Origin of the sequence: Aureibaculum marinum (genome assembly GCF_003813905.1) — a bacterium.
Lineage (GTDB): Bacteria > Bacteroidota > Bacteroidia > Flavobacteriales > Flavobacteriaceae > Aureibaculum > Aureibaculum marinum.
The window spans coordinates 17512-42356 of the sequence record NZ_RPFJ01000016.1 but is presented as its reverse complement, the minus strand read 5'-3'; the positions used below and the strand labels follow the sequence as shown (position 1 = coordinate 42356).

At 29.8% G+C, this 24845-nt stretch carries 24 protein-coding genes; 19 read left to right on the top strand and 5 right to left on the bottom strand.

Features of this window, described 5'->3' with window-relative positions:
- Entirely contained in the window at nt 1–1704 is a 1704-nt protein-coding gene (locus tag EGM88_RS11880) for an LIC_10190 family membrane protein (protein ID WP_394336878.1), read from the bottom strand.
- Nucleotides 1705–1999: 295 nt separating this feature from the next.
- Here EGM88_RS11880 and EGM88_RS11875 point away from each other — a divergent pair, with 295 nt between their 5' ends.
- The 18 genes from EGM88_RS11875 to EGM88_RS11790 all read left to right on the top strand — a co-directional run bounded on the left by EGM88_RS11875 (nt 2000) and on the right by EGM88_RS11790 (nt 20776).
- Nucleotides 2000–2920 carry a T9SS type A sorting domain-containing protein gene (locus EGM88_RS11875; protein ID WP_123898510.1) on the top strand — a complete coding sequence of 307 codons (921 nt, stop codon included), beginning with the start codon at nt 2000–2002 and terminating at the stop codon, nt 2918–2920.
- Between the two features lie 12 nt (nt 2921–2932).
- Nucleotides 2933–3901: a hypothetical protein gene (locus EGM88_RS15945; RefSeq protein WP_203229460.1), complete on the top strand. Its 969-nt coding sequence runs from the start codon at nt 2933–2935 to the stop codon at nt 3899–3901.
- 231 nt (nt 3902–4132) lie between these two features.
- Nucleotides 4133–5533 (top strand): anthranilate synthase component I family protein, encoded by a 1401-nt coding sequence (locus EGM88_RS11865; protein WP_123898509.1) that lies wholly within the window; start codon nt 4133–4135, stop codon nt 5531–5533.
- A 31-nt stretch (nt 5534–5564) separates the two neighbouring features.
- Nucleotides 5565–6131 carry an anthranilate synthase component II gene (locus EGM88_RS11860; RefSeq protein ID WP_123898508.1) on the top strand — a complete coding sequence of 189 codons (567 nt, stop codon included), beginning with the start codon at nt 5565–5567 and terminating at the stop codon, nt 6129–6131.
- A gap of 42 nt (nt 6132–6173) precedes the next feature.
- Nucleotides 6174–7166, top strand: coding sequence for an anthranilate phosphoribosyltransferase (gene trpD / locus EGM88_RS11855; protein WP_123898507.1), 993 nt, complete (start codon nt 6174–6176; stop codon nt 7164–7166).
- An 83-nt stretch (nt 7167–7249) separates the two neighbouring features.
- The gene (gene trpC / locus EGM88_RS11850; RefSeq protein WP_123898506.1) at nt 7250–8035 is read left to right on the top strand and encodes an indole-3-glycerol phosphate synthase TrpC; all 786 of its coding nucleotides are present in this window, start codon (nt 7250–7252) and stop codon (nt 8033–8035) included.
- Nucleotides 8032–8691, top strand: coding sequence for a phosphoribosylanthranilate isomerase (locus tag EGM88_RS11845; protein WP_123898505.1), 660 nt, complete (start codon nt 8032–8034; stop codon nt 8689–8691). Before trpC ends, EGM88_RS11845 begins: the two co-directional genes overlap by 4 nt.
- A gap of 45 nt (nt 8692–8736) precedes the next feature.
- A complete protein-coding gene (trpB, locus tag EGM88_RS11840) occupies nt 8737–9918 on the top strand; it encodes a tryptophan synthase subunit beta (protein ID WP_123898504.1) in 1182 nt (393 codons plus the stop codon).
- Nucleotides 9919–9976: 58 nt separating this feature from the next.
- Nucleotides 9977–10744 carry a tryptophan synthase subunit alpha gene (gene trpA / locus EGM88_RS11835; RefSeq protein ID WP_123898503.1) on the top strand — a complete coding sequence of 256 codons (768 nt, stop codon included), beginning with the start codon at nt 9977–9979 and terminating at the stop codon, nt 10742–10744.
- A 78-nt stretch (nt 10745–10822) separates the two neighbouring features.
- Nucleotides 10823–11224 carry a T9SS type A sorting domain-containing protein gene (locus EGM88_RS11830; protein WP_123898502.1) on the top strand — a complete coding sequence of 134 codons (402 nt, stop codon included), beginning with the start codon at nt 10823–10825 and terminating at the stop codon, nt 11222–11224.
- Nucleotides 11225–11296: 72 nt separating this feature from the next.
- Nucleotides 11297–12766 carry a sensor histidine kinase gene (locus EGM88_RS11825; RefSeq protein WP_238988433.1) on the top strand — a complete coding sequence of 490 codons (1470 nt, stop codon included), beginning with the start codon at nt 11297–11299 and terminating at the stop codon, nt 12764–12766.
- 2 nt (nt 12767–12768) lie between these two features.
- On the top strand, nt 12769–13542 hold the full coding sequence (locus EGM88_RS11820) for an enoyl-CoA hydratase/isomerase family protein (protein WP_123898501.1): 774 nt from the start codon (nt 12769–12771) through the stop codon (nt 13540–13542).
- A gap of 26 nt (nt 13543–13568) precedes the next feature.
- Complete coding sequence (locus tag EGM88_RS11815) at nt 13569–15302, top strand: helix-turn-helix domain-containing protein (protein ID WP_123898500.1); 1734 nt, start codon at nt 13569–13571, stop codon at nt 15300–15302.
- 245 nt (nt 15303–15547) lie between these two features.
- On the top strand, nt 15548–16369 hold the full coding sequence (locus EGM88_RS11810; protein WP_162497575.1) for a carboxypeptidase-like regulatory domain-containing protein: 822 nt from the start codon (nt 15548–15550) through the stop codon (nt 16367–16369).
- A gap of 43 nt (nt 16370–16412) precedes the next feature.
- Nucleotides 16413–16802 carry a hypothetical protein gene (locus EGM88_RS11805; protein WP_123898498.1) on the top strand — a complete coding sequence of 130 codons (390 nt, stop codon included), beginning with the start codon at nt 16413–16415 and terminating at the stop codon, nt 16800–16802.
- 88 nt (nt 16803–16890) lie between these two features.
- On the top strand, nt 16891–17136 hold the full coding sequence (locus EGM88_RS11800; protein ID WP_238988432.1) for a hypothetical protein: 246 nt from the start codon (nt 16891–16893) through the stop codon (nt 17134–17136).
- A 35-nt stretch (nt 17137–17171) separates the two neighbouring features.
- Complete coding sequence (locus EGM88_RS11795; protein WP_123898497.1) at nt 17172–19811, top strand: S9 family peptidase; 2640 nt, start codon at nt 17172–17174, stop codon at nt 19809–19811.
- Between the two features lie 104 nt (nt 19812–19915).
- Nucleotides 19916–20776 (top strand): TraB/GumN family protein, encoded by an 861-nt coding sequence (locus tag EGM88_RS11790; RefSeq protein ID WP_162497574.1) that lies wholly within the window; start codon nt 19916–19918, stop codon nt 20774–20776.
- Between the two features lie 92 nt (nt 20777–20868).
- On the opposite strand, the gene EGM88_RS11785 is transcribed toward EGM88_RS11790, so the two are convergent.
- The 4 genes from EGM88_RS11785 to EGM88_RS11770 form a co-directional block, all read right to left on the bottom strand.
- The gene (locus tag EGM88_RS11785; RefSeq protein ID WP_123898495.1) at nt 20869–21528 is read right to left on the bottom strand and encodes an HD domain-containing protein; all 660 of its coding nucleotides are present in this window, start codon (nt 21526–21528) and stop codon (nt 20869–20871) included.
- 15 nt (nt 21529–21543) lie between these two features.
- Complete coding sequence (locus EGM88_RS11780) at nt 21544–22530, bottom strand: acyl-ACP desaturase (RefSeq protein WP_123898494.1); 987 nt, start codon at nt 22528–22530, stop codon at nt 21544–21546.
- Nucleotides 22531–22539: 9 nt separating this feature from the next.
- Nucleotides 22540–23277, bottom strand: a complete 738-nt coding sequence (locus EGM88_RS11775; protein WP_123898493.1) for a lysophospholipid acyltransferase family protein — start codon at nt 23275–23277, stop codon at nt 22540–22542.
- Between the two features lie 141 nt (nt 23278–23418).
- Nucleotides 23419–23829 carry a BrxA/BrxB family bacilliredoxin gene (locus EGM88_RS11770; RefSeq protein ID WP_123898492.1) on the bottom strand — a complete coding sequence of 137 codons (411 nt, stop codon included), beginning with the start codon at nt 23827–23829 and terminating at the stop codon, nt 23419–23421.
- A 238-nt stretch (nt 23830–24067) separates the two neighbouring features.
- Here EGM88_RS11770 and EGM88_RS11765 point away from each other — a divergent pair, with 238 nt between their 5' ends.
- Nucleotides 24068–24820, top strand: a complete 753-nt coding sequence (locus tag EGM88_RS11765; RefSeq protein ID WP_123898491.1) for a TerB family tellurite resistance protein — start codon at nt 24068–24070, stop codon at nt 24818–24820.
- Nucleotides 24821–24845 lie beyond the last annotated feature (25 nt).

Here is a 24845-nt window from a genome sequence, read left to right as displayed (position 1 = left end):
TTAAGGTTTGTGGTTCTTAGGTTTAGAAGATAAAAAACCATCTTTAATGTTTTTGGTTCTCATTTGAGGGATATGATTATAATATGTTGAAAAATATTGAATCATTTTTTTATTTGCACAGGGCAGTGGACCGTCAGATGTTTGCCAAAAGAATACAGAATCTTTTGATGGTGAAAAGTAAGTTAAATTTTGTAACTGGTATTTTGTAAACTCTAAATTTTCAAATTGAGTTATGGCTCTTGGTGAAATTAATTGAGAACTTGTTATTGGGTACTTTTTGCTCATTATGCCATTGTTCATAATACCAATGAAATTCAATCCGAATACGCCTAAGGTTATTAGTATTACTATATTTAATGCAAATAATATTTTTATTGTAAGTAATCTGTGGTGTAGTAAATGTGCTAATATAATTAAGCCTATTGATAATAAAACAGGTAAAAAAAATCTATACTGAGGAGAAGTGATATATAAGGCAATACATTGTATAAGAAAATAAATATAGAGGTATCTCATTTCTTTCTTCTTAAAGTTGAAAAAAGGAAATACAAGCATAAAAACAACAATTATTTTATTTAAAAGTCCGTCAAGTCCAGGTAAATTAAGCCAAATCCAAAACTTATTAAAAGGGTTAAGGCTAAGAAATTCTTTCCAATTAGACATTTGCCAAGCATCCATAGAACCCCATTGATAACTGACTTGTTGTAAATTGAAGTTTAATTTCCAATCTACATTAATTAGTTCATTTCCTATCGCAAGTGGGTACAGTGGATACCCAGTAATAATTATATTTTTAATGTTAAAACTAAATAAAGATATCGCTGATAAAATTATAGCAAATCTCCATTTTTTAAAATCTTTAGTTTTTACAAGTACAAATAAAAGGAGTACCAAAATTGGTGCAACTGTAACTTTAATTAAGATGGCTAACAAAGTTAATACAGTAATTAGGTTTAGGTAATCACTTTTTCTGTTTTGAAAAGACTCAATAAATAAGTGTATAATAATTGGTATAATTATAATAATTGGAAGATCGGGTGAAGGCGAAGCAATAAAAAGAAAAAGAAAAATTAGTGTGCTGGTAATAAGTGCAATAAGTAAATCATTTTTATTTCTTTTTGATTTATAAATTTCCCATTTTTCTAAACAAAAATAAGTTGTAATAATTATGAATAAGCCATTTAAATCATTAAAGTTTGATGCAATAAAACTAAAATTAAAACTACTTTGTAATATATGCCATCCTGAAGTTTGTCCTAAAAACAAATGTAAATTAGCTAGCCCTTTAACTAAACCGTAGTTGTTTAGCCACTTTATTGTCTGTATGTAATAGGTTTCATTATCAACTAGAAAAGGCAATGAAGATGAGTAAAGTAATGAGGTTATTATAATTGATAAAAACAGAATTTTACTACTTTTTGAAAAATTGAAAAATGTATTTGTTGTCTTGTAGATTGTTTTTTTTACTGTAGAAAAATTAAAAGTGATAAATAAAGTTGATAAAATGATATTTATCAAAAAAAAGTATGCATCTAACGGATAAAAAATAGCATAAAAGCTTGCTGTTATTAACTGAAAGAAGAGTCCTGTAATAAAAGTGTATATTAGGTTGTAATTTTCTAATCTTATCCATTTGGAGAAAATTATTCCATTTCCCAACAAGATGTAAAGCGTAAAAACATATGAGAGTAAAATTAGAATCATAAAAGGATAGGAAACTTAAGTAACAATAGTGTAAATATAGACAAAACAATAGAATATAGATTTTATAAAATTTATGTTGGTGTGGAAAATTGAAGTTTAAACTATTTCAAGAGGTATTATTTTTGCATTTCTATTTTACATTTAAGCTTTAGATTTTCAAAGTTTATAATTAGAAAAATGGGAAGTTTTTATTTATAGGTTTTTGACCGGATAACAGAAATGTTAATGATCTGTTTTTTTTTAATTTGAAATTCAATTGGTTATATTTTTATATTTTTGTAAAAAATAATTGTCTATGAAAAAAAATTACATCGTTTTAATTCTTTTTCTTTTAGGTGTTGCTAGTTTTGCTCAAGAACTTTATGTTGGATCTGATGCAGAATTCTACCTTAAAAAAGAAATGGATTTTACCACTTCTAATACTATAGTTACCTTAGGAGCTACTGGTAAATTTTCTGTTGAAGCAGGTTCGCTCTGGGGTAATGCTCAAGAATATGTTAATGGTAAAGTTTATACTTATGGTTCTGGTGAAACCAAACTCCCGGTTGGTAATAATGGTGTGTATGCTCCTGTATTTATTAATCATTCTATAAATTCTGAAGCACAATACTTTAACTCTGTGCCTACGAGTGGAACCTATGGTGCTAACGTAGATGCTGTTTCTGAGGAAGAATATTGGACATTAAATGGGCAAGGTATTGTTACTTTACCATGGATTCCTGCAAGTGATATTACTTCTTTAGTTAATGATAATGGAGGTTCATTAAATTCAGTAGCTGTGGTTGGATTAAATGGAGGTACTTGGAATTTAGTAAGTGCTACACAAACAAATTCAGTTACTGGAGATTTGTCTAATGGAACAGTTACAACAGATAGTTCTAATGAAGTTGTTTTAAGTGGTTTTTCTGAGTATACATTTGGAATTGATCATCAAGTTGTACTTGGTTTAGATGACTTATTTTTAAATAATGAAATTCGTATTATTTCTAATCCAATAGATAGAGATGCTGAAAATATATATTTCGTATCTGAAAATTTAGATAATTTGGAGGTTGCAATTTTTGACTTTTTAGGTAGAAAAATAAGTCATCAAAAAAATATTTCAGTTTCTAATAATCGTGGAGCTATAACTAAACCAAATTTAAACAGTGGACTTTACCTTTTAAAATTTGAACATGAAGGTAAAAAAGGAACTAAAAAAATATTAATCAAATAAAATTATTACGCTATGAATAAAGTATTACTTATCATTTTTACCATGCTATTCTCAATTGCAGGTTTTGCACAAGTTGGCATTGGTACTACAACTCCAGATGCTTCATCGGCATTAGAAGTTCAATCTACAGAAAAAGGACTATTAATTCCAAGAATGACATCAGCACAACGCACAGCAATTGCATCTCCAGCTTTGGGTTTATTGGTTTATGATACAGATACAAAGTCAATCTGGAACTTTGATGGTACGGCTTGGGCTAAAGGTTCTGGTGGTGCAGGTAAGTTTGTAGATGGAGATACACCTGCTATTGCTTATTATGAAGGAACTGTTGGTATAGGAATAGATAATCCTACCGCAAATCATAAATTATCGGTAGTAGGTATAAAATCGACAGATGCGGCTAATAATGTGGTTAATGTACAAGGCATTTATGAAGGAACTGGTACTAGTATTTCTACTTTTGCTTCAATAAATCAAGTAGAAAATAGAGGAACTGGTACAATTTTTTATGGTATGGGTACTAGAAGTTCAATAGTAAATGAAAGTACAGGGAGTATTACTTATGCCGATGCTATTCGACCTGAAATTAGTAATGCATCAGGCGGAAGTATGGTTGCTGCAGTTGGTTCAAATATTAATATTACAAATAATGGAATAATTGATTATGTATATGGTGAATATATAAAATATTCAGGTACTGGAACTGTTAGTAATTCAATTGCTCTTTATATAGATGATGAATTTAATCAAGGTATAGGAGATAATTATTCCATCTATTCACACTCTGATGCAGATTCTTATTTTGAAGGAAATCTTGGAATTGGAATTGATCCACAACAAAAAGTACATATTAATGGTGTTATGCGTTTAGAACCTCAAGCAACAGCTCCGGCTGGAGATCTTGGAGATTTATATGTAAATACAAGTGGAAAATTATTTTTTCATAATGGTACTGTATGGAAAGAAGTATCATTGCTTTAATATTTTTTTGATTTTATAAATATTTTACTACATTTGTCTCAACAAATTAATTATGAACACAATTTTAAATAATACTTGGTGGTGGAATTCTCGAAACTCAAATTCGTGAATTAAACCTATTGTATATTTAAATTAAAAATAACAAGGCTTGTCATTCACGACAAGCTTTTTTTTTATCAAATAAATAAAAAATGAGCATGGAACTGCTAAAGTGCTATTAAAAATGAACACATGAAATTTAAACTAAATACAACTTCAAAAAAAATAATTGCAGACACCATTACGCCTGTAAGTGTATATTTAAAAATTCGAGATCGTTTTCCTAATAGTATATTATTAGAAAGTAGTGACTATCACGGTAATGACAATAGTTTTTCATACATCTGTTTTAATCCTATAGCTACAATAAAAGTTGAAAATGAAAAAATATTTCAAACCTTTCCAGATGGAAGTAGTGAAGAAATAGCTATTACCGATTCTGTAGACGTTCCAGCTGAAATTCATAAATTTTCGCAACGTTTTGATGTGAATAAAGATGAAAATTTAAAATTTATTCATAACGGAATTTTTGGTTATACAGCTTATGATGCAGTACGTTATTTTGAAGATGTTGAAATTTCAAAAAAAGAGAATTCTATAGAAATTCCAGACATTTATTATGCCGTTTATCAAAATATTATAGCTATAAATCATTTTAAAAATCAGGCTTATATCTTCGCTCATGATTATAATACTAAGAGCAATATTGAAGATATACATCAATTGGTAAAAGCTCAAAATTTTACAACATATAAGTTTACTAAAGATGGTGAAATAAGTTCAAATTTAACGGATAATGAATACAAAGAGCATGTAAAAATTGCTAAAAAACATTGTGCTAGAGGAGACGTTTTTCAGTTGGTATTATCCAAAAAATTTAAACAATCTTTTAAAGGAGATGAGTTTAATGTATATAGAACATTGCGAAGTATAAACCCTTCTCCTTATCTTTTCTATTTTGATTATGGTGATTTTAAAATATTTGGAAGTTCGCCAGAAGCACAATTGGTGGTTAAAAGCGGAATTGCAGAAATTCATCCTATAGCAGGTACTTTTAAACGGACTGGTAATGATGAACAAGATGCTATTTTAGCAAAAAAATTATCTCAAGATGAAAAAGAAAATGCAGAGCATGTAATGTTGGTAGATTTGGCAAGAAATGATTTAAGTAGACATGGTAGTCAAGTAAAAGTTGAAACCTATAGAGAGGTTCAGTTTTTCTCACATGTAATACATTTGGTGAGTAAAGTAACTGGAAAAAAACATGAAAACACTTCTACTATGCAAGTTGTGGCTGACACTTTTCCGGCAGGTACACTTAGTGGAGCCCCAAAGCATAGAGCAATGCAGCTAATTGAACAATACGAAAAAACAAGCAGAGCTTTTTACGGAGGTGCAATTGGCTTTATGGACTTTGAAGGTAATTTTAATCATGCTATTATGATTCGCACTTTTTTAAGTAAAAATCATCAATTACACTGGCAAGCAGGAGCAGGATTGGTTTCAAAATCAAACCCTGAAAATGAATTGCAAGAAGTATATAACAAATTAGGTGCATTAACCCGAGCTATTGATTTGGCTGAACGTATATAAAAAAATTCCTTTTAAAAAGGTTAAAACACAAATGAAAAAAATATTAGTCATAGATAATTACGATAGTTTCACTTATAATTTAGTACACTATTTAGAAGATTTAGGTTGTGAAGTTACTGTAAAACGTAATGATCAGTTAAGTTTAGATGAAGTTGAGCCTTATGATAAAATAGTACTTTCACCAGGACCTGGAATTCCAGATGAAGCAGGTTTGTTAAAAGATATTATTAAACAATATGCTTCTACTAAAAGTATTTTAGGTGTTTGTTTAGGGCAACAGGCTATTGGAGAGGTGTTTGGGGGTAAAATTGTAAATTTAGATAAGGTATATCATGGGGTTTCTACTAACATTGAACTTGTTGTTGATGACGAACCGATGTTTAAAGGATTAGAGAAAAACTTTGAGGTAGGTAGATACCATTCTTGGGTGGTTGATATACATTTACCAGATGACTTAGAAGCTACATCTTTTGACGAAAACGGACAAATAATGTCGTTAAGACATAAAAAATATGATGTAAAAGGAGTACAATATCATCCAGAGTCTGTACTTACACCAAATGGTAAACAAATTTTAGAAAACTGGTTAAATAGTTAGAATTGGTTAAAAATCTAACATTTCAAATCTAAAATCCATCAAATGAAAAAAATATTAAATAGACTTATAAATCACGAAACAATCTCAAAAGAAGAAGCCAAAAATGCATTGGTAAACATTTCTAAAGGAATGTATAATCCAAGTCAAATTGCAGCTTTTTTAACTGTATATATGATGCGGAGTATCACTGTTGAAGAACTAGAAGGTTTCCGTGATGCATTGTTAGAATTATGTTTGGCAATAGATTTGTCAGATTACAATACTATCGATTTGTGTGGTACAGGTGGAGATGGTAAAAATACTTTTAATATTTCAACATTATCTTCTTTTGTAGCTGCCGGAGCAGGTATTCATGTTACCAAACATGGTAATTATGGAGTTTCTTCTGTTTCTGGATCTAGTAATGTGATGGAATTTTTAGGAATTAAGTTTAGTAACGATAAAGACTTTCTAAAAAGAAGTATTGAAGAAGCCGGAATTTGTGTATTGCATGCACCTTTATTTCATCCAGCAATGAAAAATGTAGCTCCAATTAGAAAAGCATTAGGAGTGAAAACCTTTTTCAATATGTTAGGTCCTATGGTAAATCCAGCTTTTCCTAAAAATCAACTGGTAGGGGTGTTTAATTTAGAATTGGCTAGAATGTATAGCTATTTATATCAAAATACGGATAAGAATTTTACCATTTTATACGCGTTAGATGGTTATGATGAAATATCGTTAACTGGAGAGACTAAAACAATTACAAATAATTCTGAAATGATGTTAAGCCCAAAAGATTTTGGTGTAAAACAAATAACACAAGAAGAAATATTTGGAGGTAATTCTGTTGAAGATTCAGCTAAAATATTTATGGAAGTTATTAATGGAAATGGTACAGAGGCTCAAAATAATGTAGTTTGTGCAAATGCAGGTATGGCAATTGCTACTGTTAAAAATTTACAACCTATTGAAGGTTTTGAATTAGCTAAGGATTCTTTATTAAGTGGAAAAGGACTTAAGGTGTTGAAAAAGATACAAGAAATAAGTAGTTAACTCTTAAGAATAAATGTAAAGAATTGAAGATAGTTGGTCAATAAGAATTAACTTCGAAACTGCTTACTTCAAATTAAAAAAAGATGACAATACTGGATAAAATTATAGCTGATAAGTATTTAGAGGTTCAATTCCGTAAGAGATTGATTCCTAGTGTGCAATTAGAAAAATCTGTGTTATTTGAGCGAAATACTGTTTCATTAGTAAATTGTTTAAAAAATAGTACATCTGGAATTATAGCTGAACATAAAAGAAGATCACCTTCAAAGTCAATAATTAATACAAGCTTTAATGTTTTTGATGTAGCTAAAGGTTATGAAGAGGCTGGGGTTTGCGGAATGTCGGTTTTAACAGACGGAAAATATTTTGGAGGTTCGCTAGACGATTTATTAGCCGCTAGAAGTAGTTGTAACTTACCATTGTTAAGAAAAGAATTTATTATTGATGATTATCAATTATTAGAGGCAAAATCTTATGGTGCAGATGTTGTGTTATTAATTGCGGCAGTATTGTCACAAAAAGAAATTAAACATTTTTCTGAATTTGCAAAGAACCTTGGGTTAGAAGTTTTATTAGAAGTTCACAACGAGGAAGAATTAGAAAAATCTATTATGCCAAGTATAGATTTACTAGGTGTAAATAATCGAAATTTAAAAACTTTTGAAGTAAGTCTAGATACTAGTAAAAAACTGGCCACTAAAATACCTAATGATTTTGTAAAAGTCTCTGAAAGTGGCATAAGTTCCGTAAGTGCTATTAAAGAATTACGCACTTATGGATTTGAAGGGTTTTTAATAGGAGAAAACTTTATGAAAACAGAAGATGCAGGTAAAAGTGCAAAGGAATTTATACAACAATTGACTTTATGAAACTCAAAGTCTGTGGAATGAAACATAGTGAAAATATAATTGAGGTTTCTAAATTGAAACCTGATTATATGGGATTTATATTTTATGATAAATCACCACGAAATTTTAAAGGTGAAATATCTGAATTGCCTGCAGCTATTAAAAAAGTGGGTGTATTTGTAAATTCCAGTATTGCAAATGTTATAGAAAAAGTAAATGAATATAACCTACAAGCTGTTCAATTGCACGGCGAAGAAACTCCAGAATTTTGTAGGTCTGTTAAATTTCATCCAAGATTGAAGCAGAGAGCTATTTTGGAATCTCAATTAAAAATTATTAAAGTTTTTTCAATAAAAAATAATTTCAATTTTGAGCTCTTAAAACCTTATGAAGAAATTTGTGATTATTTTCTTTTTGATACAAAAGGTAAATACCCTGGTGGTAATGGTTATACTTTTGATTGGAATGTTTTAAAAAATTACCCCTCAACCAAGGCCTATTTTTTAAGTGGAGGTATAGGTTTAGAAGAAATTGAAAAACTAGAATTATTTTTTAAAAGTGATGCTTCAACATTTTGTAAAGCTATTGATGTTAATAGTAAATTTGAAGTAAAAGCAGGATTAAAAGATATTGAAATATTAAAAAAGTTTAAAAAATCTGCTCCTTTTTTCAAGTAAAGTTTCCGTAGAATGGGGTGGTTTTAACTTCTTAAATAAAAAGATATGAAGTACAATATAGACGATAATGGTTATTATGGTGAATTTGGAGGAGCATATATTCCAGAAATGCTTTATCCAAATGTAGAAGAATTACGCCAAAATTATTTAAAAGTAATGGCTGAACCTGAATTTCAGGAAGAATTTAAGCAGTTATTGCAAGATTATGTAGGTAGGCCATCACCATTATATTTTGCCAAACGGTTGTCAGAAAAATACAATACAAAAATTTATCTAAAAAGAGAGGATTTAAACCATACAGGAGCTCATAAAATTAACAATACTATTGGACAGATTTTAATGGCAAAACGACTGGGAAAAAATAGAATTATTGCAGAAACTGGAGCAGGTCAACATGGAGTAGCAACAGCTACAGTTTGTGCATTAATGGGGTTGGAGTGTATTGTTTATATGGGCGAAATTGATATTGCACGACAAGCCCCTAATGTTGCTAGAATGAAAATGCTTGGAGCTACAGTGATTCCAGCTTTATCAGGAAGTAGAACGTTAAAAGATGCAACTAATGAAGCTATTCGCGATTGGATTAATAATCCTGTAGATACTCATTATATTATTGGTTCAGTTGTTGGTCCACATCCTTATCCAGATATGGTAGCTCGTTTTCAGTCTGTGGTTTCTGAAGAAATTCAATGGCAATTAAAAGAAAAAGAAGGAAAAACGAATCCTGATTATGTAATTGCATGTGTTGGAGGTGGAAGTAATGCCGCAGGTGCTTATTATCACTTTTTAGAAGATGAAAATGTAAAATTAATAGCGGTTGAAGCAGCTGGTTTGGGTATAGATACTGGTGAAAGTGCAGCAACTTCTGTATTAGGTAAAGAAGGAATTATCCATGGAAGTAAAACGCTTTTGATGCAAACTCAAGACGGACAAATAACAGAACCTTATTCTATTTCTGCAGGATTAGATTATCCTGGAGTTGGTCCAATGCATGCCCACTTGTACAAATCTGGACGAGCAGAATTTATTTCCATTACTGATGATGAAGCAATGAAAGCAGGATTGGAATTGAGTGAATTAGAAGGTATTATTCCGGCTATTGAAAGTTCACATGCATTGGCTGTTTTTGAAAAGAAAAAGTTTGAAAAAGAGGATATACTAGTACTAAGTTTATCTGGGCGTGGAGATAAAGATTTAGATACGTATATAAAATATTTTGAGTTGTAGAATGTACACTAGAATCTTTCTAGTTTGTAATTTTCTTAATAACTAATACTACTTTAGAATGAACAGAATTAATAAAAAACTCGAAGAAAATAAAAAACTATTTTCAATATACTTTACCGCAGGATATCCTAATTTGGATGATACTGTACCTCTAATTCAAAATTTAGAAAAAGCGGGAGTTGATATGCTAGAAATAGGATTGCCTTTTAGTGATCCTTTAGCTGACGGGCCAACAATACAAGCAAGTTCTACTAAAGCTTTAAAAAATGGAATGACTAGTGAAACTTTATTTGAACAGCTAAAAGATATTAGAAAATCTGTGAGCATTCCATTAATTATTATGGGCTATTTTAATCCAATGTTACAATATGGTGTAGAAAAATTTTGTGCTAAATGTGCAGAAGTAGGAGTTGACGGATTAATAATTCCAGATTTACCTGTTGATGTTTATAATGATAAATACAAGACCATTTTTGAAAAATATGGGTTGATAAATGTATTTTTAATAACGCCTCAAACTAGTGAAAAACGCATTCGTTTTATAGATTCTATTTCAAAAGGCTTCATTTATATGGTCAGTAGCTCTAGTGTGACTGGCAGTCAATCAGGTTTTGGAGAAGAACAGATAGCGTATTTTAATCGTATTAAAGAAATGAACTTGAAAAGTCCTCAAATTATTGGTTTTGGAATTTCTGATAATTTATCATTTACTCAGGCAACAGATCATGCAAAAGGGGCAATAATAGGTTCAGCATTTATAAAGTATATTACAAATTTTGGAGTAAAAAGCGTTGATAAATTTGTTAGTAAAATTTTAAAAGGTTAATGTTTTAAAATTCAATAGGTTAAGGTTTTTTGTAAATTTGCAATTTCCAATTTAATACAATAATCCTAAATATAAAAAATGGGCATACGACAATTAACAGGTTTCTTACTTTTGGTACCTGTAGTTATTTTTGCTGCAAATAATAACAAACATCACAACTTTAAAAAAGCAATGTTCTTTATTAGTAATGATACTGTGCCAGTAAAAAAAACTGACCCAAAATTAACTCACTTAGAAAAAAGAGCATTAAAAATTTTCCCAAATCCTGTTAAAGATATTTTAATTATTGGCACATTAAGTTCTAAATCTAATGCTGTTAATAAGGTACATATTTTTAATAACTTAGGAGAACTTATTTACCAAAATTCATCCATAATTGCTGAACATAATCAGATTAAGATTAATACAGAAAATCTAAAACCAGGAGTGTATTATTTAAAGGTTAATAATGGAAGTATTTCTAAATTTATTAAGGTATAATTTCAAATTTTGTTTTAATTGAGAATTTTGTTGTGTTATTTTAGGTATGATATTTGCTATCTTTACGGCTAAATGAAACTTAAAAAATTCTCTTTACGCACCCGTATTTTTTTCGCTATGATCCTTTTAGTGGTTATAGCGTCTATTTTAATTGCTTTAATGGCTGTTTATCAATACAATGAACAGACCAAAGATTATCATGCTGAACGGTTGGAACGTAAAGAAAATACCATAAAAGCTACTATTGACCTAGAATTAAAAAAGCACACTACTTACCCTGTTACAGAAGAGAATTTATATAAAATCTTTAGCTATAAAGATAAAATTTATGATATTTCAGATATCAATCAATTAGATATTTTAATTTTTAATTTAAAAGGGGAGCTACAAATTACTTCGTCATCAAGTTTTTCTAAAGATGATTCTAGTCATCATATTTCACAACGAATTCTAAATTTACTGGCAGAAAGTCCAGAACATAGGGTTGTTGTTGAAGGTGAAACACCAAGTGGTATTAAATATAAGTCGGCATATACTTATATTAACGATGGTAAATTTAAGCCAATAGGTATTTTACATATCCATTACTTAAAAGATAATAGTTTTCAAGAAGAAGAGCTAAAAGAGTTTTTGTCACGATTGGCTTATGTTTATATATTTATGTTGTTATTTGCTATTGGTATTGCCTATTTTGTATCTAGATATATCTCGCGATCTATTCAAACAGTTAGTGAAAAAATGTCTATGACTGTTTTAGGGAAAAGCAATGAAAAAATTATTTTAGAAGATGCTAGTTTAGAAATTTTTAATTTAGTTACAGCATACAATACAATGGTTGATAAACTAGAAAAAAGTGCATCTAAACTAGCTAAAAGTCAGCGGGAACAGGCTTGGAGAGAAATGGCAAAACAAGTGGCACATGAAATTAAAAACCCATTAACTCCTATGCGACTTACAGTGCAAAGTTTTGAAAGACGTTTTGATGCTAATGACCCTAATATAAAGGCCAAAATCAGTGAGTTTAGTAAATCTTTGATTCAACAAATAGATACAATGAGTTCAATTGCATCGGCATTTTCAAACTTTGCCGAAATGCCAAAGCAAAAGATTGAAAATTTAAATGTTGTTGAAGTTGTAAAATTAGCTTTAGATATCTTTAATAAAAATAATGTTTATTATTTTTATGATGATGAAGAAATTATAGCCAGATTAGATAAAGGACAATTGATTAGAGTTGTAACAAATCTAGTTAAAAACTCAGTTCAATCATCCGATAGTGAAGGTGATGTTAAGGTTGAGGTAAGAGTTTTTCAAGAGAATGAAAAGATAGTAATTACAGTAGCTGATAATGGTAGTGGAATTTCAGAAGAAGATAAAGATAAAATATTTGAACCAAAATTTACTACAAAATCTAGTGGTATGGGATTAGGTTTGGCAATGGTTAAAAATATTGTTGAAGCTTATGGAGGAAACATTACTTTTGTATCTGAGTTAGGTAAAGGTTCAGTTTTTACAGTTACATTTCCTAAAAATAATAAATAGTGATGAGTTATAACAATATCTTAGTCAATCAAGACCAGCAAATTACTACAATTACAATCAACCGTCCAAAGAAGCTAAATGCTTTAAATAAAGAAACATTGATTGAATTGCATAATGCATTTTCAGAAGCTGAAAACGACAAAAATACTCGTGTAATAATTTTAACTGGAAGTGGAGAAAAAGCATTTGTTGCTGGGGCAGATATTTTAGAATTTGCAGATTTTGATGTAAAAGAAGGATCAGAATTGGCAAAACAAGGTCAAGATTTAGTTTTTAATTTTATTGAAAACCTTTCGAAACCAGTAATAGCCGCAATTAATGGTTTTGCATTAGGAGGTGGTTTAGAACTTGCCATGGCTTGTCACTTTAGAATTGCTTCTGATAACGCCAAAATGGGGTTGCCTGAAACTAGTTTGGGAGTTATTCCCGGTTATGGTGGTACACAACGTTTGCCTCAACTAGTAGGTAAAGGAAAAGCTATGGAAATGATTATGACAGCAAGAATGATAAATGCTGAGGAGGCTCTAAAATTAGCATTAGTTAATTATGTTGTAACTCTTGATGAATTATTACCTTTAGCGGGAAAAATTGCTTCTAAAATTATGCAAAACTCCCCTTTGGCTATAGCAGCTGCTATTAAAGCTGTAAATGCAGGATTTAAAGATGGAGTTAATGGGTATAAAAAAGAAATTAAACAATTTGGCAAATGTTTCGGTACCAAAGATTTTACAGAAGGTACAACCGCATTTCTAGAAAAGCGTAAAGCTAATTTTTAATATAAAGCAATTCAACTACAAACCATTTGGCGTCTCAATTAAAAAAAATTATTTATGTAACTCTCTTTTCTTTTTTAAGTTTAGGAAGTAGTTATGCTCAAGATATTGAAGACAATAAGAAAGAATATGTTAAGCTTTCAGATTCAGTTGGAAAGTATTTTAAGATAGATAAGAGGTTGGCAATTGAATATGTAAAGAAAATATATTCACTTGCAACAGTTGATGAAGATACACTAAAAATAATAATGTCTTTGCATTTTATTGGTAGAGAAAGTCAATTTATTAGTGAATATCACCAATCCATTTTGTATTTTGAAAAGGAACTTGAATTACTCAGAAGAATTGATCTTAACAATGAGAAATTTGAAGCACTTCACAACAGCCAATTTGAAGAGATAGAAGTTTTGGCACAATTGGGTCAAAATTATAAAGAACTTGGTCAAATTGAGAAAGCTTTTAAATTATACAATCAATGTGTGGAAATTGCCAATAATGAGAACTTGGAATTTTATAAAGCAGTGATGCCCACAATTATAGGTGAATTGTTTAGTGTTAAAGGCGATTATAAAAAGGCATTGGAAAAACATAAGGAATCCTTTAACCTTCTAAATATCTCACAAAATATTGAGCTACCAACTAAAGTTTTTAATATGGGTTCCGTAACGCTTAAATTAAGTGATACCTATCTAAAATTGAACCAAAAAGATTCGGCCAATTGGATTTTAAAAAAAGGGTTAAGAGAAAAATTAGATACTATCGATGAGACTTTAAAAATTGAATTCATATCTCAACAAGGCAAAGTGTATTTAGTCAAAAAAGAATTTGAGAAGTCACTACATTATTTTGAAAACGCTAATGAATTATCTTATCAGTATGACTCAGTAAGCGGTCCTTCTTATGTAAGTTTAGAGTTAGGCGAATGTTACTTTAACCTAAAAGAATATAACAAAGCTATTGAAATATTAGAAAAGGGAATTGATGTTAAAAAACAAAACACTAAGGAAATTTATTTAACAGACGACTTCAAATTGCTAGCAAAAATATATAAAGCAACTGGCGATTTAGAAAAATCTAATGAATATTACGAAAAATATATATTAAACCAAACTGCACTAGAAAAAAGTAAAGACACAATTACAACATCTTTTCACGCTCAAGAACTATCAAAACTTGTAGATGATAAAGCATCTCAAAAAAATAAGTTCTATTTGTATATGAGTATTGGTTTTGGTTTGTTGATAGTATTAGTTGCTTATATTTTTTATTTAATAAGAGAAAAGAGAAAAAATACAGAAAAATTTAAGGCCTTATTGGCTAAATTCAATCAGGAAGAAAAATCTATTACCGAGATCATAGATACTAAAGATAAAGTACTTGAAGAGAAGGTTACTGCTGATGTTAATGAAGAAACTACAGAACACATACTTACGGGCTTGCAAAGTTTGAAAGAACAAGAATATTTTTTGAGACAAGATTGCAATTCGTATAATGTTGCTAAAAAAATTAAAACAAATACATCCTATCTTTCTAAGGTAATTAATACTCATTTTGAGAAAAATTTTAATACTTATATTAATGATTTAAGAATTAATTATGCCGTATTAAGATTAAAAAATGATAGTCGTTTTCGTTCTTTTTCTGTACAATCAATTGCCGAAGAACTAGGGTACAAAAGTGCAGATTCTTTTTCAAAATACTTTAAATTACGCACAGGTTTAAATCCTTCATTTTACATAAAACAGCTCAATTCCCTTTCTTAAAATTTATTTTTTAAGGCTATTTTACCCTAAATTTATAAATATAGGGTTACTCAATAATACCATCGTTACAAACTTCTTGTACGCTATTAAGTATCTGTTTTATAGTGTTTTAGGTTTTAATTTTTAACCCTATTTTTCTAAAACTGGGGATGCTTTACTTGTTTTACCTTTTTATTAGAAGGTTATTTGCTTCAGAAATCAAACAACAATTAATAACAAGAAAATTTTATAGAATGGTATTTAAAATGAAATTTATAACAAACATAGTTTTATTGATTAGCACAATGTCTCTTTTAGCACAAAACTTTACGCAGGGCGTTATCAGAGATTTTGAAACCAACAAAACTATTCCTTATGTAAATATTGGAATTATCAATAAGAGTATTGGAACGGTAACTAATATGGATGGTAAGTTTGAATTTGAAACTCAATTAAACGTATCTAATGATACTATCAAAATATCTTCAATTGGCTATAAATCTAAATCTATTCTGGTCAGTGATTTTTTTAAGAAGTTAAAGATTAATTCAGAGATATTTCTTTATCCTGATGTTACTACTTTAAATGAAGTAGTAGTAACTTCAAAAAAGTTAAAAGAAAAAGTTATTGGGAATAAATCGAAATCTAAAAGTGTACGAATAGGTTTTACTGATATAACTCTTGGACAAGAAATTGGAACAAAAATTAAAATAAACAATAACCCAACCTATATTAAAAGTTTTCATACCAATATAGCGGCCAACAGTAACGATTCATTAAAATATCGAATTAATTTTTATAGCATTAAAGATGGACTTCCTAATGAGAAAATTATAAATGAGAATATAATTTTTCCAATTAATGTAAAAGAAGGTGAATTTACACTAAACCTCGAAAAGTATAATATTAAAGTGAAAGAGGATATCTATTGTACACTTGAATTGATAGAAAATCCAAAACCTGAAGATGAATTATTTTTTTCAGCAGCATTTTTAGGAAACAAAATGATTATTAGAGATGTTAGTCAAGGTAACTGGGAAAAAGTAGGTGCTGTGGGAGTAGGATTCAATTGTACCGTAAAATATTAAAAACCCGATAGTTAAAAATAGTAATCACTTAAAATAAAATTAAATGAAAAAATTAACAAAAACAGGAATTATTATCATTGTTGCAGTTGCCGTAGTTGTTTCAGTATTAGGGTTTTTAGAGGGTTATAAGGATGCTACAGATAGGTCTGATTTAATTAACGAAGTGTTAGAAGCAAATTGTGATTGTGAAGAGGTAAATCAAATAATTTATGCTAAAGGATTGCAATTTGGTAATGATGGCATGTCTACTGAAAAAGCAGAATATCAATTAGTAAATTGTGATTATGAATCTTTTGTAAGTGAATCTATTCGTATTAATAAAATTTTAAACAAGAAAATAAAGGGGTTTAATGATTTTGACCTTTTAATAATAGAAATGAATAATAAAACAAATAGAGAGATACTAACCATAAAAAATGGTGTAATACAATAACTAACCTAAAACCTTAAAGATGATACTTATAATAGTAAATACAATTATAAAAATAATAGAAACTATAATCTTATAAAAAGAACTTATAATGAAAACACAAAAAACATGCAAATTCTTATGCTCAATATTAATCATATTACTAGCTTCAATTGATGGTTATAGTCAGAACACCGTTAGCCCGGAGGTTCAACAAACTATTATTAGAAATGGTGTAGGATTAGGTGGTGTAATTGCCGTAACGGTATCTTGGGAGCGAAATAAATCTATTCTGTGGGCAATTTTACACGGTATATTTAGCTGGGTTTATGTTATTTACTATACCTTAAGCAGATAATAAATAAAAATATATATTAACTTTAAATTATAAAAATGAAAAAACAACTAGTAGTAATGCTGACATTATTTTCTTTGCTAACAGCAAACATAAACGCACAACAAAATGAGGTGCCAATTATTGATCGTGATGTGTTTTTTGGAAATCCTGAAATATCTGGAGGTCAATTAAGTCCTGACGGACAATGGATTTCGTTTCTAAAAGAATACAACGGAATCATGAATATTTGGGTGAAAAAATTTAATCAACCTTTTGATGAGGCGAAGCCATTAACTAACAATGAAAGGCCTCTTGGTGGTTACTCTTGGACATATGACGGTACTAAAATCTTATTTGTAAAAGACAATAAAGGTGATGAAAACTATAATGTTTATGCTGTTAATCCTAATGATGTGGCTGAAAAAGAAACTGGTGTTCCTCCTTCAAAAAATCTAACGCCAATGAAAGATGTTACAGTACAAATTTATCAGGCAAGCAGAAAAAATCCAAATGAACTTATGGTGGGTATCAATGATAGAGATAAAGCTTGGCATGATTTGTATAAATTAGATATCAGTACCGGTAAATTAGATTTGTTATATGAAAATAACAATAGAATTACAAGTTGGAACTTTGATTGGGAAGAAAATCCACGTTTAGCATATAGAACTAATGAAGCTGGTCATACTGAAATTCATCGTATAGATGGTGATAATAAATTTACAAAAATTTATGAAACAAACCTTCAGGAAAGTGCGTATGTAGCAGGCTGGAACAAAGATAATACCAAAATGTATTTGGTTTCTAACAAAGGAGATGTCAACTTTTCAACCCTTTATACTATGGATCCAAAATCTCAAAAGATTGAGAAAATGGAAAGTGACCCTAAAAATAAAGTTGATTTTGGAGGAATGTTTGTTGATGATAATACACGTGAAATTATATATACATCATATACCTACGATAAAAGAGAACGTCTTTGGAAAAATAAGAAGTGGGAAAAAATGTATAATTATTTAGAAAATAAATTTAAAGGAAAAGAGATCGGTTTTGCAAGTTTTACTAAAGACTATAAGCAAATGTTGATTTCTATAAGTAGTGATAATTCAGCTTCTGACACATATTATTTTAATTGGGACACTAAAGAATTAATACATCAATACACACCAAGACCTCGTTTAAAAGAAGTAGAAAAGCATTTGGCTAAAATGGAACCTGTTTCTTATAAAAGTAGTGACGGCTTAGAAATACCAGGTTATTTAACGGTACCTGTTGGAGTAGAAAAAAAGAATTTGCCCCTTGTTGTTTTAGTGCATGGAGGTCCAAAAGGACCAAGAGATTATTGGGGGTATAATCCCTATGCTCAAATATTAGCAAATAGAGGATATGCTGTATTACAACCTAATTTTAGAGCTAGTGGAGGTTATGGAAAAGCGTTCTTAAACGCAGGAGATAAAGAATGGGGTAAAAAAATGCAGGACGATATAACTTGGGGTGTAAAACATTTTATTAGTAATGGTGTTGCAGATAAAAATAGAGTAGCTATTATGGGTGGTAGTTATGGTGGTTACGCAACATTGGCTGGGTTAGCTTTTACACCTGATGTTTACGCCTGCGGGGTCGATATTGTAGGCCCAAGCAATCTGTTTACATTACTAGAATCCATCCCTGCATATTGGGAATCTTTTAGAAAAAGTTTGTATGAAATGACCGGTGATCCTGAAACGGAAGAAGGTAAAAAGCTAATCAGAGAGGCTAGTCCATTATTTAGTGCCGATAAAATTACCAAACCATTATTAATTATTCAAGGAGCTAATGACCCTAGAGTAAAACAAGCAGAGAGTGATCAAATTGTGGTTTCTATGAGAGATTCTGGTAAAGATGTAGAATATATTTTAGCAGATGATGAAGGTCATGGGTTTAGAAAACCGAACAACAATATGGCAATGTGGATGTCTATAGAAAAATTTCTAGCAAAGCATTTAGGTGGTCGTTATCAAAAAGATGGGTCAGAAGATGTTGTAAAAAGATTGGGAGAAATTACTCAAGATGTTTCTAAGGTTGTTTATACTAAAGCTGAAAAAGTAGAGGTACCATTAGCTTTACCAAATTTAAGTGATGATTTAAAAGCAGCAACTACTCAATATGAAGTGACTATTGAAGTTCAAGGACAAAATATACCTATGCAATCTACCAGAGAAGTAAAAAAGGAAGGAACTCAATGGATTGTAAAAGATGCATCTACATCTGCCATGGGTAATAGTGAAGATGTAGTTTATTTTGAAAATATGAAGCCTGTTAAAAGGATGATTACTCAAGGTGGTCAAACCGTTGAGGTAACCTATACTAAAGATAAAATTTCTTTAACAATGATGGGTAAAACCAAAGAGTATACTTTGGATGGTGCATTTTTAACTAATGGTGCTGGTTATGATTATTTAGTAGCTCGTTTGCCATTAGTTGAAGGGTATAGTACTTATTTTTATAGCCTTGATGTGATGTCACAAAAATTAAACACCATGAAGTTAACTGTGAAAGGAAAGGAAAGTAATCAGTGGGAAGTTGCTATTTTTAATGTAGAAAATGAAAAAGAATTAACTACTATGCTAATTGATACTGATAAAAAGGCCGCTAGTAAAATTGAGCAAGTAGTACCTGCTATGGGTAATGCAAAAATTACTACTACTTTAAAGTAACCATTATTATAAAAGAGGAATTTTCATATAGATTTTTCCTCTTTTTAGTTTTGTAGTAGAGAAGAAAAAGTTATGTACTTTTATAAAACCAAATTATGTCAAAAATGAAAAAACATACATTAGCAGTATTTATATTACTGTGCTTTTTAACCTCAATAATGCAAGGTCAACAAAAAAGTAGTCTGTTGTGGAAAATAGAAGGTAAGGGTATTAAAACCTCTTATATTTTTGGAACAATACACATGATGCCGCAAAAAGATTTTGTTTTACCTCAGAAAGTTAAAGAAGCTTTTGAAAACTCAGAAGAAATATATTTGGAGTTGGATATGGATAGCCCAGAAGTGATGCAGAAAATGATGAAAGAAATGATGATGGGAGAAGAAGATTTATTGTCTAATCATGTCGATTCTACTGAGTATAAATTGTTAGACAGTTATTTAAGAGAAAATGTGGGGCTAGGTTTTGCTCAGTTTAATAGATTTAAACCGTTATACATGTCTTCAACTATTATGAGTTCAATGGTTGGAAAAAATATTGCTAGTTTTGAAATTACATTTGTAGGCATGGCTAAAGAGGCTAATAAAGAATTAAAAGGGATAGAAACGGTAAGTGACCAAATGTCTGTTTTTGATAGCATTTCTTACGAAAAACAATTAGATGATTTAGTTGAAATGTTAGAAGATCTTGATGAAACTAAAGAACTTTATGGAAAGATGGTAGAAAAATATAAATCTGAAAATATTGATTCTTTATATAATTTTACATTAAAATCTTTTGACAATGATAAAAAAATGATTGATGCCTTATTACATGATAGAAATAAAAATTGGGTAACTAAAATACCTAAAATTTCTAAAGAGAAAACAATACTTTATGCTGTAGGAGCAGGTCATTTAGGTGGTGAAAAAGGCATAATTCAATTGTTAAAAGAAAAAGGATTTACCGTAACTCCCATAATAGAGTAACTTTTGTTTAAATAAATAAAAAAGACCAATATTCGTACTGGTCTTTTTTTTATAATATATTTAAATTTAGGTTTAATAAGTAGAATTTATATTTATAATTTCCCTTCCCATTCTGCATAAAATTGATTTAGATAATTCTCCATAAAAACATGTCTTTTTTCAGCAAGTTTACGCCCCGTTTTGGTATTCATTTTATCTTTTAGTAATAGTAATTTTTCATAAAAATGATTAATGGTTGGTGAAGTAGATTTTTTATATTCTTCTTTGGTCATGTTTAAGTTTGGAGGAATATCAGGATTGTAGATTTCCCGGTTTTTAAACCCTCCATAATTAAAACAACGAGCAATTCCTATCGCACCAATAGCATCTAAACGATCTGCATCTTGTATAATATCTAATTCTATTGAACTAAATTTTGCTGAGGTATTGGCTAGTGATGATTTGTAAGAAATGTTTTCAATAATTTTTATTACATGTTCAATAATAACATTATCAACATTTTGTTTAAATAAAAATTCACGTGCTACTTTTGGCCCAATAGTTTCATCACCAGCATGAAATTTAGCATCAGCAATGTCGTGCAACAAAGCACCTAAAGCCACAACAAATTTATCTGCTTTTTCTGTCTTTGAAATTAATTTAGCATTGTTGTAAACACGCTCAATATGAAACCAATCATGACCACCTTCAGCACCTTTTAAGGTTTTTTTTACAAAAGTAATCGTATTAGAAATGATTAGATTTTTATCCATAAAACAATCTAATACTTATCGTGTTGCCGGCTCTACCCATTTAAATTGGTAAGAGTTTTCTGGAATTTTTATACGCTCAGCCAAACGATACATTCTTGCAGGTAATTTCATTAAATAATCTCTAGCTTTTTCAGCCTCATCAGTAAGTTTAGTTATTTTATCAATTTCCCAACGTTTAATTAATTTCTCTAAAATTTCTATATAATCTAAAGAAGTATATACGCCAATACGTTGAGCGGTATTTGAAAACTCTTCAAAAGCGGTACCTATTTTTTCACCTGATTCTCTTAAAAATTGAGCAGGCATTACAATTTTTCTCTTCATCATATATTCAAAGGCCATCATCATCTGACTTGGGTCAACTTTAAAAATACGCTCTACAAAATCTGCATACGCGTTATGGTGACGCATTTCGTCTCCAGAAATAATTCGGCACATTTTTGCCAATTGTTTATTGCCTTTAGACTTTGCTATTTTTGCTACTCTGTTATGAGAAACATAAGTTGCTAATTCTTGAAAACTAGTGTAAATAAAGTTTTTATAAGGATCTCGGTCTGTACCAATATCAAAACCATCAGTAATTAAATGTTGGGTAGTTTTTTCAATTTCTTTCATATTTACCCTTCCTGAAAGGTATAAATACTTATTTAATACATCGCCATGGCGGTTTTCTTCACCAGTCCATTGACGCACCCATTTTCCCCAAGAATTTCGTCCTACTTGATCTACACCTTCAACATCCATTAACCACGATTCATACGTCGGTAAAGCTTCTTCTGTAATCATATCTCCAACTAAAACAACCCAAAAATCGTAAGGTAATTCTTTAGATAATTCGCGTATTTCAGTTATCTCATCAAAGAAATTATCACTTTCAGAATTAGGTAAAAAATCAGTAGGTTGCCAAATTTTATCTATTGGTATTAGGTATTTTTGGATAAGATCATCAACATCTTTTTCCAAAAATTTCATAACTTCTAATCTTTTATTTTTTAATGACATAAATATTTTTTAAGGATGTATATTATTTTTAATTACAGCTTCAATTTCGTTAATTAAAAACTCTTTATCTGTAAAGGTAGCAATTTTTACTGGTTTGTGTACTGTAAAGGTCATATGTGTGCCTATGCCCATTGGGAATTTACCATAACGTAAAGTTTTCCATGAATTGTTTATAGATATGGGTACAACAGTTGCAGAAGGTATCTCTTTAAATAAAGTTAATAAACCTCGTTTTTGAAACTTTTTAGGAACTCCATTTTTACTTCTTGTACCTTCAGGAAAAATTACAGCAGCCCAATTGTTTTCATTTACTCTTTCTGAAAATTCTTTTATTGCTGTAATTGATTGTCTTGGGTTTTTTCGATCAATTAATACAGATCCACCATGGCGTAAATTATAAGAGACACTCGGTATTCCTTTACCTAATTCAACTTTACTAATAAATTTAGGATGATGTTTACGCATATACCATAAAATAGGCGAAATATCATACATGCTCTGGTGGTTAGAAACAATAATTAATGGTTGGTTTGTATCTATCTGATAAGGATTTGTAAACGTAAATCTGGTACCTAAAATATTTAAACATCTCAGTAAAAAAAACTGAAGTATATCAACACTTTTTTTTAAAGCTTTGTAGCCAAACAAATTTTTACTAATCCATAAAATAGGATGAAATATTACCAATGTTAGTCCAAAACACAAGTAATATATAACAGTCAATGGGTATGCTAGTAGTTTTTGCATTTAATTAATGTATAAAAAGAGATTGTCTAAAAAATAAGTCAACCTCTTTTTATTCTAAAATTTTTGATAATATAACTAAATAGAAAAAGAACCTTGTGCAAATATGCTACACAAATTTATTCTTTTTTTTAATAAGTATTTTTAACAATATTCTTGATAAGCATCAGCTAAATTTTCGGCAATCATTTCTGCTGATCTACCTTCAATATGATGACGCTCTAACATGTGTACCAAATCACCATCTTTAAATAAAGCAATTGCAGGTGAAGAAGGTGGAAACGGAATCATATGTTCTCTCGCTTTATTAACTGCCTCAACATCATTACCTGCAAAAACAGTAGTTAAATAATCAGGTTTTTTATCTCCTTGAATAGATAATATTGCTCCTGGTCTAGCAGTTCCGGCTGCACAACCACAAACAGAATTTACCATTATTAAGGTGGTTCCTTTTTCTTCTAATATAGCGTCAACTTGGTCTGCAGTTTTTAATTCTTGAAAACCTGCATCTACTAATTCTTGACGCATTGGTTTTACTATTTCTTCTGGATACATAATCTTTCTTTTTAAATTTGAAAGACAAAGATAATGATTTATAATATGGTTTAGATCCTGGAAGTCATTTTGAAAGTTAAAATTTAATTAAAATACCACAAAATCTATTCTTTGTTTTACATTATTACCACTAAAAAGAATAGGTTAAATTAAATTTATATACGCTTATATTTTTATACAACTTAGAGAATTTAGCTAATAAATGTATCTTTGAGGTCTTATTTTAGAATAAATAATTATGGCGAGTTTCTCAAAATGGATTGGTGCTACTTTAGGCTGGTCTCTAGGTGGTCCAATTGGTGGAATTTTAGGTTTTATTGTTGGTAGTTTTGTTGATGGTTTTACAGAAGAAATTGATATAAATACTTCTGGGCAAAGATCTAGAACAGCTACAAAAACCGCTGCAGGTGATTTTGAAATTAGTTTATTGGTACTGGCCGCCGTAGTTATTAAGGCTGATGGAAAGTCTAGTAAAAAAGAAATGGATTATGTCCGTGATAATTTTATTAGAATGTATGGTAAAGAACGTGCTAATAATGCTTTTAAATTATTTAATGAAATAAGAAAAAAAGGGACCATCCCTACACGACAAGTATGTGTTCAAATTAGACAGCACATGACACATGCTTCACGATTGCAATTGTTACACTTTTTATTTGGTATTGCCAAAGCAGATGGTATAGTAAGTCAGTCAGAAATTGATACTATAAGACGTATTTCAACTTATTTGTATATTAGTAATCGTGATTTTGAGTCGATAAAAGCGATGTTTTATAGCTCGGCGGATTCTGTTGAAAGTTCATATAAAATTTTAGAAATTACCAAATCTGCTACTAACGATGAAGTTAAAAAAGCCTATCGTAGAATGGCAAAAAAACACCATCCAGATAAATTAAGGCATTTGGGTGAAGAGCACTTAAAAGGAGCCGAAGAAAAATTTAGGCAAATACAACAAGCCTATGAGCAAATTCAAGCTGAGAGAGGAATGTGATTTCAATGTTTATTGAATTTTAAGA

What these genes read in the sequence shown, in the direction of transcription:
- EGM88_RS11785 (WP_123898495.1), bottom strand. Translation starts at nt 21,528, where the DNA reads ATGGATAAAAATCTAATCATTTCTAATACGATTACTTTTGTAAAAAAA.
- EGM88_RS11765 (WP_123898491.1), top strand. Translation starts at nt 24,068, where the DNA reads ATGGCGAGTTTCTCAAAATGGATTGGTGCTACTTTAGGCTGGTCTCTA.
- trpA (WP_123898503.1), top strand. Translation starts at nt 9,977, where the DNA reads ATGAACAGAATTAATAAAAAACTCGAAGAAAATAAAAAACTATTTTCA.
- EGM88_RS11860 (WP_123898508.1), top strand. Translation starts at nt 5,565, where the DNA reads ATGAAAAAAATATTAGTCATAGATAATTACGATAGTTTCACTTATAAT.
- EGM88_RS11810 (WP_162497575.1), top strand. Translation starts at nt 15,548, where the DNA reads ATGAAATTTATAACAAACATAGTTTTATTGATTAGCACAATGTCTCTT.
- trpB (WP_123898504.1), top strand. Translation starts at nt 8,737, where the DNA reads ATGAAGTACAATATAGACGATAATGGTTATTATGGTGAATTTGGAGGA.
- EGM88_RS11875 (WP_123898510.1), top strand. Translation starts at nt 2,000, where the DNA reads ATGAAAAAAAATTACATCGTTTTAATTCTTTTTCTTTTAGGTGTTGCT.
- EGM88_RS11775 (WP_123898493.1), bottom strand. Translation starts at nt 23,277, where the DNA reads ATGCAAAAACTACTAGCATACCCATTGACTGTTATATATTACTTGTGT.
- EGM88_RS11770 (WP_123898492.1), bottom strand. Translation starts at nt 23,829, where the DNA reads ATGTATCCAGAAGAAATAGTAAAACCAATGCGTCAAGAATTAGTAGAT.
- EGM88_RS11845 (WP_123898505.1), top strand. Translation starts at nt 8,032, where the DNA reads ATGAAACTCAAAGTCTGTGGAATGAAACATAGTGAAAATATAATTGAG.
- EGM88_RS11790 (WP_162497574.1), top strand. Translation starts at nt 19,916, where the DNA reads ATGAAAAAACATACATTAGCAGTATTTATATTACTGTGCTTTTTAACC.
- EGM88_RS11880 (WP_394336878.1), bottom strand. Translation starts at nt 1,704, where the DNA reads ATGATTCTAATTTTACTCTCATATGTTTTTACGCTTTACATCTTGTTG.
- EGM88_RS11825 (WP_238988433.1), top strand. Translation starts at nt 11,297, where the DNA reads ATGAAACTTAAAAAATTCTCTTTACGCACCCGTATTTTTTTCGCTATG.
- EGM88_RS11780 (WP_123898494.1), bottom strand. Translation starts at nt 22,530, where the DNA reads ATGTCATTAAAAAATAAAAGATTAGAAGTTATGAAATTTTTGGAAAAA.
- EGM88_RS11795 (WP_123898497.1), top strand. Translation starts at nt 17,172, where the DNA reads ATGAAAAAACAACTAGTAGTAATGCTGACATTATTTTCTTTGCTAACA.
- trpC (WP_123898506.1), top strand. Translation starts at nt 7,250, where the DNA reads ATGACAATACTGGATAAAATTATAGCTGATAAGTATTTAGAGGTTCAA.
- EGM88_RS11800 (WP_238988432.1), top strand. Translation starts at nt 16,891, where the DNA reads ATGAAAACACAAAAAACATGCAAATTCTTATGCTCAATATTAATCATA.
- EGM88_RS11865 (WP_123898509.1), top strand. Translation starts at nt 4,133, where the DNA reads ATGAAATTTAAACTAAATACAACTTCAAAAAAAATAATTGCAGACACC.
- EGM88_RS11830 (WP_123898502.1), top strand. Translation starts at nt 10,823, where the DNA reads ATGGGCATACGACAATTAACAGGTTTCTTACTTTTGGTACCTGTAGTT.
- EGM88_RS11820 (WP_123898501.1), top strand. Translation starts at nt 12,769, where the DNA reads ATGAGTTATAACAATATCTTAGTCAATCAAGACCAGCAAATTACTACA.
- EGM88_RS11805 (WP_123898498.1), top strand. Translation starts at nt 16,413, where the DNA reads ATGAAAAAATTAACAAAAACAGGAATTATTATCATTGTTGCAGTTGCC.
- trpD (WP_123898507.1), top strand. Translation starts at nt 6,174, where the DNA reads ATGAAAAAAATATTAAATAGACTTATAAATCACGAAACAATCTCAAAA.
- EGM88_RS15945 (WP_203229460.1), top strand. Translation starts at nt 2,933, where the DNA reads ATGAATAAAGTATTACTTATCATTTTTACCATGCTATTCTCAATTGCA.